Origin of the sequence: Zunongwangia sp. HRR-M8, assembly GCF_027594405.1 — a bacterium.
Taxonomy (GTDB): domain Bacteria; phylum Bacteroidota; class Bacteroidia; order Flavobacteriales; family Flavobacteriaceae; genus Zunongwangia.
Map to the genome: position 1 here is coordinate 2,419,474 of NZ_CP115161.1, position 12,137 is coordinate 2,431,610.

Genomic DNA, 12,137 nt, shown 5'->3' on the forward strand with positions numbered 1-12,137 from the left:
AAAAATCCATTCTAGATCTATAAATTGAATAACTGCCATAAATGAAAAATCACAAAGCAATTACCTTGCAACTACCTACAAAATTAGGAAAGAAGACGTTTTACTCGTAAGGATAATTCGTTAGGGCTAAAAGGTTTTGTTATAAAATCTTCAACTCCCATATTAAACGCATCCATTATAATATTTTCTTGAGTTGATGTAGACAAAACAATTATGGGCACTGTTGGCAAATTTTCTTTCACATACGCAATAAGCTCGTTTCCTGTAACAAAAGGAAGATTAAGATCTGTTAAAATAAGATCATAAGTATCTGTTTTTAAAAGCTTCATAGCTTCTCTTCCATCGGGGGCAATGATAACTTCATACCCGTCTTTGGAGAGCTTAAATTGAAGAGATTTTATAACCATTAGGTTGTCTTCGATAACTAAAATCTTCTTCATTTTTATAGGTTTAAATTGGGGTAATCCTTTTTAATTGAATTTTGAATCTTTAAAAATTCAGCATGTAACTCTTCAATTAGCTTTTCCAAATCTTTGTCTTTGGCCTTATAAGTGATTCTATCACAAATCTCTACGCCTCTATTATTTTCAACCATTGAAAAAGATGGTTTTATTTTATGCGCAATTTGCCGAATTTCTTCAAAAGAATTTGAATTAATATGAAGATACAATGCTTCAATATCATTAACAACAGAATTTAAAAAAAGTTGTAAAGATTCTTCTATAAACTGCGCATTATCCCCCGAAACTTCTTTTAAGTAACCAATGGAATAAGAAGAGCTATCTATTTTACTTTGTTTTCCGTTATCAATTTCTTTCAGCAAAATCTCTATATCTCCTCCCAGGTCAAAAAAACCATCTATATGAATATTTACCTGCGAATCTATGTTACCAGGATTTTCGGGATCGCGCAAAACTACATTAAAGGGGCTCATTTTTAATTCGGTAAAAATATAGTTTATGGTTTGATAAGCATTTAACGGACTAGTCTTTTCTTCTACCAGTAAGGCAAAGATATCTTTATTTCCTAATTTTTTTATAGCCTCTAAACCATTTGATGCATATAAGCATTGGTAGCCTTCTTTGGTAAAACGAAGGTAAATTGGTTCAATACTGGTAAAATTTTTATGTATAATTAAAATCAATTTTGAAATCTGTATATCAGTATTCATTTTTTAATATCCTACACTATTTTATCGTATAACAAATTTTCTATTTCAAATAGGGTTTTATATTAGACGCTTCAAATGGTTAATCTCTGCTTCTATTTTTTCTTCTAATTCTAAAATAGTAGATTCTTTAAATTGAGAAATCTCTTCCAAATTAGAAGAAAGATATTCCAGTTTATAAAAACAACAATTTTGGCAGGAACCTTTTAGTTTATGTCCAAGTTTTTTGATACCCACTAAATTGCGGTCTTCTATTTCCTGTCTTAATTGTGCTGAAAATTCCTCTAACCCTTGTTTTACAATAGTAATTAATTCATTGTACGTATTTTGATCGTTATCAAATTTTCTTAAAAGTTCTTCTTTATCAAAAGACTGAAGATTTTCTTCTTTATTAATTTTCTCTTTTTTGCCTAATAAGTATTTACCTATCACCGATTTAATAGTCTCAAAAACTACTGGTTTAGTTATATAATCGTCCATACCGGCATCTAAGCATCTTTCTCTTTCTCCTTTTACCGTGCGTGCGGTAAGTGCAATAATAGGTATATGATATTCTTTGTCCTCTTCTATTTTTCTAATTTCCTGAGAAGCTTCAAAACCGCTCATCATAGGCATTTGGATATCCATAAAAATGATATCTATATCGTTTACCTTATAAAAAGAAACAGCGTCGAGACCATTTTCAACTTCAAATATCTCGGCATTGGGAATCGCTTTTTTCAAAATAGTTTTTGCCAGAAAAGTATTCACAGGATTATCCTCTGCAATTAAAATTCTAAACTTATCCTCAAAATTTATTTCTTCACTAACATCTGCTGGATTCTCTTCAATATCTTTTACCGGTGCTTCAATCTGGTTTAACATATTGTATAATTGGCCAATCTTAATGGGTTTTGTGTAATTAAATTGAACATCTAATTCTTTACAACGTATGCTAAGTTTCTCTTTTTCTGCAGAGCTATGCAATAATATAATTGGCAATTCTTCTGAATTTATTTTCAGCTCATTTCTTACGTGAGAAATGAGGTCTATACCTGTCATGTAAGGCATATTGTAATCTATTATGGCTAATTGAAAGTGATTCTCTTTCTCTAAAAGTTTTAGTGCTTCTATTGCATTAGAAACAACTTCACAATCAATTGATTCAATGGCTAACATCTCCTGAAGTATCATCTGGTTATTCGCATTATCATCAACCACTAATACCTTTTCAATCTTAGACAATTCTGTATTTAAGAGTGATTCTCCAGCTTCCGACTCAAAATCTAATTTAAAAGAAAAAGTACTACCTATTCCCAGCTTGCTTTCTAAATGCAAGCTACTACCCATTAGTCCTAACAGCTTATTGGAAATCGTTAAACCTAGTCCTGTTCCTCCATATTTACGCGTGGTGCTGCCGTCCTCCTGATCGAATGCTTTAAAGATACGCTTAAGATTTTCTGGAGCTATACCAATACCTGTATCTCTCACAAGAAATTTGTATGTTCTTTTATTTTCACTGTTAACTTCTTCAGCATCAATCCTTAATTCTATTTCTCCAGATGAAGTAAATTTTACAGCATTTCCAAGCAGATTAATCAAAATTTGCCTAATTCTTACAGAGTCCCCGTAAATAAATCGATCTACATTTGGACTAATATTAAGTAGTACTTCCAAACCTTTTTGATGAGCTTTGTGCTTAACGACATCAACAGTTTGACCACACAACTCAAGTAGATCTACTTTTTCGATATTAAGCTCCAATTTGCCGGCTTCAATCTTAGAAAAATCAAGAATATCATTAATCAAATCTAATAATGTATTAGCCGAATTATAAACGGTCTCCATATATTGCTTTTGGCTGCTGCTAAGCTCCGTTTTCATCAATAAATCAGTAAAACCAATTACACCATTTAAAGGAGTTCTAATTTCATGGCTCATATTCGCAAGAAATTCAGATTTTGATTTACTACCGGCTTCTGCCTTGAGCTTCGCTTTTAAAAGACTATTTTCCATTTCCTTACGGGATGTGATATCCTGAATTGTTGCCAAAATAATATCACGACCATCTGCATCCTTAATTCTTACACCATTGATTAGTGCGGGATAAATGCTACCGTCTTTTTTAATAAAACTTTTTTCAAAAGGTCCAGTTCTACCGTTAAATACCAATTTATCAAACCTATTTTTTACGGCTTCTACATAATCCTTTGGTACAATTTCTCTATAAGACAAACTTGTAAACTCTTTCTTGGTGTACCCAGAAGAGTTTATTAAAGATTGATTGGCATCTAAGAAATATCCGGTTTTTAAATCTATCAAACTTATACCTATTGGCGATAGCTCGTATAAAGATCGAAATCTAGCTTCGTTTCTTTTAATTTTACGTTCTGCTATTTTACGATTACTAATATCACTTTGGGTACCCATCATTCTTAATGGTTTATGGTCTTTACTCCACTCGATAGTTTTACCGCGATCTAATATCCATATATATTTGCCGTTTTTGCTCTTTACTCTTTTTTCTACACTATAAACTTCTGTTATTCCATCAAAATAGTCTTTTAATGCTTTCTCTGATTTTTCACGATCTTCAGGATGAATTCTTTTATCCCATTTTTCCGAATCGGTAAGATCGTCGTTTTTATCAAAACCAAGCATTTCTTTGGCTCTTAAAGATAAAAATTGCGTATTGCTATCGATCTTCCAATCCCAAATCCCATCGCCGGCACCTTCTAAAGCAAATTGCCAACGCTGTTCACTTTCTTTTAATTCCTCCTGAAAATGCTTTAATTTAGAGATATCTGTTCCCACTCCTACATAACCTGTAATTTCACCTTCAGCATTTTTAATAGCTGTTACTACAAGTTGTACGGGAAAACGCTCTCCGTTTTTTCTGATGTAAGTCCATTCTAAAGATTCAAATTCTACAAGCTTTGCTCCAATGGTAAGAACATCAAAACCTATCACCTTTTTCTTGTACTGATCATTTAGCTCTAGAGAACGATTAATAATCTCTTGTTCATCATGGAATATAAGGACGTTTTTTTTATTAATTAAATCTTCCGCCTTATAGCCAAAAAAGTTTTCGGCACCTTTATTAAATTTTTTTATTATCCCATTGGTATCAGTTTCTATTATCGAAACTTGGGTTGTAGCATCCATCATGTTTTGGAGTTCTCTAAAGGCTTTATTGATCCTATCCTGTGCTTCTTTTTTAGCTGTGATATCGTTAATTTGCGAAATAAAATATAAAGCGTCTCCCTTCTCATCGGTTTGCAGCGACACCGTTAACAGCCCCCAAATCACACTACCATCTTTATGGATGTATCGTTTTTCCATAGAATAGGTTTCGATTTGTTTTGCTTTTAATTTTTGTAGTAATTCCAGATCCTTATTTAAATCTTCAGAATAGGTAATGTCCATAAAAGACATTTCCAATAACTCTTCCTTACTATAACCTATGATCTTGCTAAGATTTCGGTTTACTTTGATCCAATTCCCATCTAGATCTACCAATGCCATACCATTTGGAGAATAATCAAAAGCACTTTGAAATTGAGATGCATTTTTATAAGCTTCTGCTTCAAGATTTTTACGAGTAGTGATATCTTCTATTTGGGTGATAATGAGATTTGGAGTGCCTTCTTCTGTTCTTAAAAGTGAGGTATAAATTTGTCCCCAAAATAGGCTACCGTCATCTTTACGAAATTTGCATTCATTTTTGAAACTATCAAATTCACCATTCATCAGTTTTTGACGTTGATTTAAAACTGAATCTAGTTCATCATCACAAAGCACGTCTGCTATAGAAAGATTGTATAATTCTTCTAAAGGTTTGTTTTGTAAACCAAAAATTTTTAGAGCAGATTGGTTTAAGTGAAATACCTTACCACTTTCAGGATTAACTAAAATAATACCTAATGGTGACGATTCAAAAATATTCTTAAATCTTAATTGCGTTAAGTGTAATTCAGCTTCTCGTTTTTTCCTTTCAGTAATGTCCTGAAATGCACCATATACTCTTACCGTTTTTCCTGCTTCTTGTTCAGCATTCCCAAAAACTTTAACCCATTTTACACGTCCTTTTGCAGTGAGGATCTGGAGGTTTTCTGTATAAGCCCCCCCATTTTCAACAATTTCAGTAAAAACTCTGATTATACGGTCTCGATTTTCGCCTTCCAGATAAAAATTTATTCCTGTATTAAAATCTGGTTCATAGTCTTCTTCAACTTCGTGAATATCTTTTGTGACTTTGGTCCAATAAACTTGGTTGCTTTTAAGATCAACCATCCATCCCCCTACCCGAGCAATTTCGTTGGTTTTCTCAAAAATTTCATTTAATTTTTTCAAATAACTATTCTCGTCACTCAGATGTAAAAATTTTTCTTCGACAGGGACAAATTGCTGTAGGATAAAGACAAATTCATACGAAACATCATCGAGAATACATTGTAATTTTTTAAAATGAAATCGCCATTTTTTCTTTTCGTTATCCTTATCGTGAAAATCAATATGACTTACTTTCTCAGCCGATGAAATAAAAGCCTCTGTAAATTGAACAAAATTAAGGTCGCTATTCTTCAATAAACTTAGACTACCGTAATCAAGCACCTTATTTTTATCTAGAACTTTTTGAAGATTGCCCCAAATTGCTTGATCTGCAACGTCTATAAACCAAATACATTCAAAAATATGTTCGCCAAAGAAGCCTAAAATAGTTGGGTTTTTAGCGATCAATTTTTCAAAAGTATGCTCTAAATCTTTAAAATATAATGACATAAAAAGTTAAGATATGATAGCGAGTAAATCTTTTAATCCGATAAAATGAGTGTTTCATCCAGTTGTAATTTACAATATTATTTTTTTTTAATGCTAAAAAAGATTTGTACTCGCCTAAAAACACAAGATATTCTAGCAAAGAATAAGTTTCTACTCTCTTAAGAAGTTCAAATTTAAAGCTCTAAGGAATATTATTTTTAAAGAATCGCTTAGATCAACCATAGGTATAATCAAAAATGACTTACTGTGTTAAAAAATTCTTTAAGAATTAAGATAACTACACCTTTAATCGTCCAATTACCTAATTTAGTAAAAAATATCGCAGCTATTATCTTAAACTGTTGGCAGCGAGATATAATAACAAAAGGACAGATGCAAAAAGAAAACGCTGAAAACATTGAAAAAGAAAAAGAAAAGAAAGAGCAAGAAAAAAAACAGGAAAATATAGACAAAGAACTCAAAGATTCTACTTCGGTTTCAAATGATGGCACAAAATCTCATGGAGAGATATTAAAGCAACAAATTATAGAGGGGCAGGAAACTTACGATCGTAATCCTAGAAGTATTTTACTAAGTTCCATCACCGCGGGTTTGGAAATTGGTTTTAGTTATTTGCTGTTATGCACGGTATTTTCGTTCTTTAGCGATAGCGTATCTGAAAGTGCACTTTTTAAAATAATGGCTTTGGTTTATCCTGTAGGATTCATTTTGGTAATCCTTGGCCAATCTATTTTATTTACTGAACAAACTTCGCTTTTAACCCTACCAGTACTTAATAATAAAAGAGGCATAAGAAGTTTATTTAAAATTTGGGGAATCGTAATCGCAGGTAATCTTTTAGGAGGTTATATTATGGCAATTTTGTTAGTATGGATTGGTCCTAAACTACATATTTTTGAGCATTTTGCGATCGAAAAAATAGCAAAGCACGTTACCGACTATAACGGAATTGTAATATTTGTAAGCGCTATTTTGGCGGGTTGGTTAATGGGTTTGTTATCATGGTTAATAACGTCGGCTAGAGATAGTATGAGCCGTATTATCCTGATTTTTATCGTTACAGCAACCATGGCGTTTACAGGTTTGCATCACAGTATAATAGGTAGCGTAGAAGTTTTTGCAGGTATGTTGGTATCACCAAACATTGTTTTTCTGGACTATTTAAAGTTTCAGTCTTTCGCTCTGATAGGAAATTCTATAGGTGGCGGGGTTTTCGTAGCTCTTTTAAAATATCGTGCTTTTGTATATAATATTGATATGGAACGCAGAAATTATTAATTATGAATACAACAAAATTTAAAGTAGGTTGGATTGGCTTAGGCAAAATGGGCATTCCCATGGCAAAACAAATCTTAAAAGCCGGATATCCCCTTCGTGTTTATAACCGATCTTCAGAAAAAAACAAAAAATTAGAGACTGAAGGTGCTACAACTGCTGAGAATATTAGAGAACTAATAAAAGAAACCGAAGTTATCTTTATAATGGTTTCAGACAACAAAGCAGTTAGAGAAGTTTTTGAGCATGAAAATGGAATTTTTTCTACGGAAATCGCCAACAAGATCTTTATAAATTCTAGTACAATTGCTCCTGAACTAAGCGTAGAAATTTCTGAAAAGATCGAAAACATGGGAGGCTTTTATTTGGATGCACCCGTATCTGGAAGTGTGAAGCAGGCAGAAGAAATGACCCTGGTAAGCATTGTTGGGGGATCGCAAAAAATTTTCGAAAAAACAGAAGCACTATTAAAAACTTATTCTAAAAAAGCTGTTTATGTTGGTGAAAACGGAGTTGGAAATTCTGCAAAATTAGCAGTAAACACTTATTTGGGAATAGTAACCCAAGGCTTAGCTGAAATTATTCAGTTTGCAAAAACTAAAAATGTAAACACTGAAGATTTGCTGGAAATTATTAATAACAGTGCTTTAGGAAGTACTTTTGTTAAAATAAAAGGAGAAGCGGCAATAAAAGAAAATTATGAAGCGGCATTTACTTTAGCGCATTTAACCAAAGATTTAAGACTTGCAAAAGAAAGTGGTTTTGATAAACCTCTGGGCAATACTACTTATAAAACATTTAGTGATGCCGAAGTAGCACTTGGTGAAGAAGATGTTATCTCAATTATTAAAAAGCTTTAAAGAATTGCACTAGGATTGCAAAAATCCTAGTGTACTTTTACAGCATGTCACACCACCACCATCACCATCATAATCAATCGGGCAAAAACCTAAAAATTGCGTTTTTCTTAAATTTAGGATTTACGATATTAGAGTTTTTTGGAGGCATTTATGTAAATAGTGTTGCTATCATGTCTGATGCTGTTCACGATCTTGGGGACAGCCTTTCTCTTGGAACTGCGTGGTATCTCGATAAGAAATCTCATAAAGCAGCAGATAATAAATATAGTTTTGGCTATAAACGATTTTCGTTATTAGGTGCTTTAATTAATAGTCTTGTATTAATCGCAGGTTCTGTTTATGTGATTTCTGAAGCGGTTGGTAGGCTTTTCGATCCACAGCCTTCAGATGCACAGGGAATGATAGTTTTTGCAATTATCGGCGTTTTGGTTAATGGATACGCAGCCTGGAAATTAAGCGGCGGTAGTAGTCTTAACGAAAAAACAGTTTCTTGGCACTTACTAGAAGATGTTCTAGGTTGGGTGGCGGTTTTAATTGTTGCAATCGTACTTAAATTTACAGATAATCAATATTTAGATCCTGCCCTATCGCTTTTAATTACTTTGTATATTCTTTACAATGTAATAATCCGACTCAAAGAAACCTTATACATTTTTCTACAGGGAGTTCCCAAAGAGATCAATCCTGAAAAAATTAAAGAAGACATTCTTAAAATCAACAATATCGATTCGTTACATCATATGCATGTTTGGAGTTTAGAAGGAGAACATCACGTATTTACATCTCACATAAAATTAAAGAATATCACCTGTTTTCAGGAATTATTCGAGGTAAAAAAACAGATAAAAAACCTACTTAAAAAATACCATTTTGATCATTACACTATCGAAACCGAATTAGATAACGAAACCTGTGAACTTATCTCCAGTGAAAAACATGATCACGATGATGAACATAGGCACGATCATCATAAACATTCTCATTAAAATTTACCAAATTCGATATTCTAAACCTAAATTTAAAACAATACCTCTAATCTCATTCTCTCTTTTTATTGCCCCAAAATAACTGCGAAAATTCACTAATATCGACTTGTTTATATGGTGGCCAATTCCAATACTCAAGCCGGCGTCAAAACTATCTCCATCGCGCATTATAAAAGTATCGCTCTCCCCATCGATCACCTGATAATCTGATTGTAAATTGCGATCTACAATAAAAGCAAACTGTGGTCCCGCTTCCAAAAACAATCCTTTTGTCAAATAAAACCGAGACATTAAAGGTATTAAAATACTTAATTCGTGAACATCATATTTATACTCGTATGTTGAAGATGAAATAGGATTGCCATAATAATCAAAAGCAGGAACAGTTAGATCATCTTTCACCATTTTACTTCCCTGTAATCCAAATAAAACTTCTGGCTGAAACTGGTAATTTCCAGACCTAAATGCATAGAACGCTCCCGCATAAAATCCTGGCTTAAATTTAAAATCCCCTCGATTTCTAAAACGATAATCGTTACCAGATGCATCGGTGAATTTCGCTAAATTCCCGCCTGCTTTTAGTCCAAATTGATGCTCCTGAGCGGTAATTTTGAATACTGAAAATAATAAAATGATAAAAAATAGATTCTTAATATTCATTCTGATTGATTTTTTTGGATTGATTTTTTGAATAATTGTAATTCCCTGAAATTGCGCATAAATATAGAATTATTTTGTATTCAGAATCGATAATTTTTTCAAGCTTTTTTACCAGTTCATTCATCAGAATTTACAGTCTTTGTATATTCAGGCCTTAAAACCTCAACGCTCTTTAAAAACGCATGAAAAGAAAGTTTACAAAAAATTTAGGTATGGCAGCAATCGTATTATTCGCTGCTTGCAAAAACGACTCCCAAAATAAAGATGATGCTATGGAAGACAATTTTATTCTTGCTGAATGGGCCGGCCCTTACCAGGGAGTACCGGCTTTTGATAAAATGAAAGTTAAAATGCTGAAACCCGCAATTTTAGAAGGTATGCAGCAACATCTTGAAGAAATAGACAGTATCGCCAACAATCCTGAAGAAGCAACTTTCGAAAACACGATTATCCCTTTCGAAAAATCTGGTGAGGCGCTAGATCGTGCATTTACGTACTATGGTATTTTCAGCAGTAATCTGTCTTCTCCAGAATTTAGAGAAATTCAGAAGGAATTATCACCAAAAATATCGGAATACAGTTCTAAGATTTCACAAAATGAGAAGCTTTTCCAAAGAATCAAATCTGTTTACGACCAATCTCAGGAAACTCCGCTAGACTCGGCTGAGCAAAGAACCATCGATCTTATCTACAAAGATTTTGAAATGGATGGCGCTAATCTTTCCGAAGAAGACAAAAAACGTTACGCCAAAATAAATAAAGAACTCTCTGAATTATATACGAAATTTTCTAATAACGTATTGGCAGATGAAGAAGGTTACGTAACGTATATCGATAGCACTCAGCTAAGCGGATTGCCAGAAAGTTTTGTAAAATCTGCCGCCAGCGCTGCAGAAGATAGAGATCATAAAGGTGAATTTGCGATTACCAATACGCGATCTTCTATGGATCCTTTTTTAACCTATTCAGATGAACGTGGATTAAGAGAAAAAGTTTGGCGTACGTATTATTCTCGTGGAAATAACGGAGACGAATTTGATAATAATCAGGTGATCAAAGAAATTCTTAAACTTCGTGATGAGCGTGTTTCATTATTAGGATACGATAATTATGCGCAATGGCGTTTGCAAGACCGTATGGCTAAAGAACCAAAACAGGCAATGGAATTAATGGAAGCCGTTTGGCCTGCTGCTTTGGGTCGTGTTGAAGAAGAAGTAAAAGATATGCAGGAATTTGCCAAAAAAGAAGGCAAAGACATTACTATAGAGCCATGGGATTATCGCTATTACATGGAAAAAGTTAGAAAAGAAAAATATGATCTTGATAGCGAAGAAGTAAAACAATACCTGCAACTCGACAATCTTAAAAAAGCCATTTTTTATGTAGCAGGAGAACTGTTTAATTTCGATTTTACGCCTGTTGATACCAGTTATGTATCTGTTTTTCATCCAGATGTAACGGTTTACGAGGTTAACGATAAAACAAATGGAGAAGTCATTGGATTATGGTATTTAGATCCTTACGCTCGCCCGGGGAAACGCTCTGGTGCCTGGGCAACGACCTATCGCAGTAAGGATGAATTAAGTGGAAATAAACCTGTGTTGGCTTCTAATAATTCAAATTTTGTGAAACCTGCTAAAGGAGAACCTACGCTGGTTAGTTGGGATGATGCTGAAACTTTTTTCCATGAATTTGGGCATGCACTTCACTTTCTTTCCGCAGATATTAAATATCCTAAATTGAATAGCGGTGTAAGAGATTATACTGAATTTCAATCTCAATTATTAGAACGTTGGTTATCTACAGATGAAGTAATTAATCAGTTTCTGAGACATTATGAAACCAATGAGCCAATGCCAGAAGAATTAGTGAAAAAGATTAAAAAAGCAGCTACATTCAATCAAGGATTTGGTACTACCGAATTTTTGGCTTCTGCTTTAATGGATATGAAATTTCATACAACCGATCCTTCTGAAATTACAGATGTGCAAGAGTTTGAAAAAGAACAACTGGACGAGCTTGGTTTACCTGAAGAAATACCTATGCGCCACCGTTCTACGCAGTTTGGTCATATTTTTTCTGGGGAAGGTTATGCTGCCGGTTATTACGGCTACTTGTGGGCAGATGTTTTAACCGCCGATGCTGCTGAAGCTTTTGCTGAAGCTCCAAACGGTTTTTATGATAAACAAACTGCACATAAGTTGGTGAAGTTTCTATTTGCGCCTAGAAATGCCATGGATCCTGCTGAAGCTTATAAAAAGTTTAGAGGAAGAGATGCCAATATCGATGCGCTAATGCGTGACAGAGGCTTTCCTGTGCCAAAGAATTAAGCTAATTTCAGCATAAAAATAAAAAAGCTACATTACTTAAAATGTAGCTTTTTTATTGAATATTAGTTCGTCCTAATTACGATAATAGTTAACTCAT

8 protein-coding genes are annotated in these 12,137 nt (G+C 33.5%); 4 read left to right on the plus strand and 4 right to left on the minus strand.

The features are described 5' to 3' along the window. Positions 1–83: 83 nt before the first annotated feature. From PBT89_RS10460 to PBT89_RS10470, 3 genes are read right to left on the minus strand one after another with little or no spacing between them, the layout of a single operon-like run. Positions 84–440, minus strand: coding sequence for a response regulator transcription factor (locus tag PBT89_RS10460; RefSeq protein WP_270061031.1), 357 nt, complete (start codon positions 438–440; stop codon positions 84–86). A gap of 2 nt (positions 441–442) precedes the next feature. Then, on the minus strand, positions 443–1,171 hold the full coding sequence (locus PBT89_RS10465) for an Hpt domain-containing protein (RefSeq protein WP_270061856.1): 729 nt from the start codon (positions 1,169–1,171) through the stop codon (positions 443–445). Positions 1,172–1,228: 57 nt separating this feature from the next. Next, complete coding sequence (locus tag PBT89_RS10470) at positions 1,229–5,929, minus strand: PAS domain S-box protein (protein ID WP_270061857.1); 4,701 nt, start codon at positions 5,927–5,929, stop codon at positions 1,229–1,231. Positions 5,930–6,301: 372 nt separating this feature from the next. Here PBT89_RS10470 and PBT89_RS10475 point away from each other — a divergent pair, with 372 nt between their 5' ends. Genes PBT89_RS10475 through PBT89_RS10485 form a run of 3 tightly spaced genes read left to right on the plus strand, consistent with a single transcriptional unit; the run spans position 6,302 to position 9,050 of the window. Beyond that, positions 6,302–7,207, plus strand: coding sequence for a formate/nitrite transporter family protein (locus PBT89_RS10475; RefSeq protein WP_270061858.1), 906 nt, complete (start codon positions 6,302–6,304; stop codon positions 7,205–7,207). 2 nt (positions 7,208–7,209) lie between these two features. Further along, positions 7,210–8,064, plus strand: coding sequence for an NAD(P)-dependent oxidoreductase (locus PBT89_RS10480; protein ID WP_270061859.1), 855 nt, complete (start codon positions 7,210–7,212; stop codon positions 8,062–8,064). A gap of 44 nt (positions 8,065–8,108) precedes the next feature. Further along, entirely contained in the window at positions 8,109–9,050 is a 942-nt protein-coding gene (locus PBT89_RS10485; protein ID WP_270061860.1) for a cation diffusion facilitator family transporter, read from the plus strand. Between the two features lie 3 nt (positions 9,051–9,053). Here PBT89_RS10485 and PBT89_RS10490 read toward each other — a convergent pair whose 3' ends face one another. Beyond that, a complete protein-coding gene (locus PBT89_RS10490) occupies positions 9,054–9,710 on the minus strand; it encodes a porin family protein (RefSeq protein WP_270061861.1) in 657 nt (218 codons plus the stop codon). A gap of 182 nt (positions 9,711–9,892) precedes the next feature. On the opposite strand from PBT89_RS10490, the gene PBT89_RS10495 reads away from it, so the two are divergent. Further along, the gene (locus tag PBT89_RS10495) at positions 9,893–12,040 is read left to right on the plus strand and encodes a M3 family metallopeptidase (protein ID WP_443089594.1); all 2,148 of its coding nucleotides are present in this window, start codon (positions 9,893–9,895) and stop codon (positions 12,038–12,040) included. Positions 12,041–12,137: the final 97 nt, after the last annotated feature.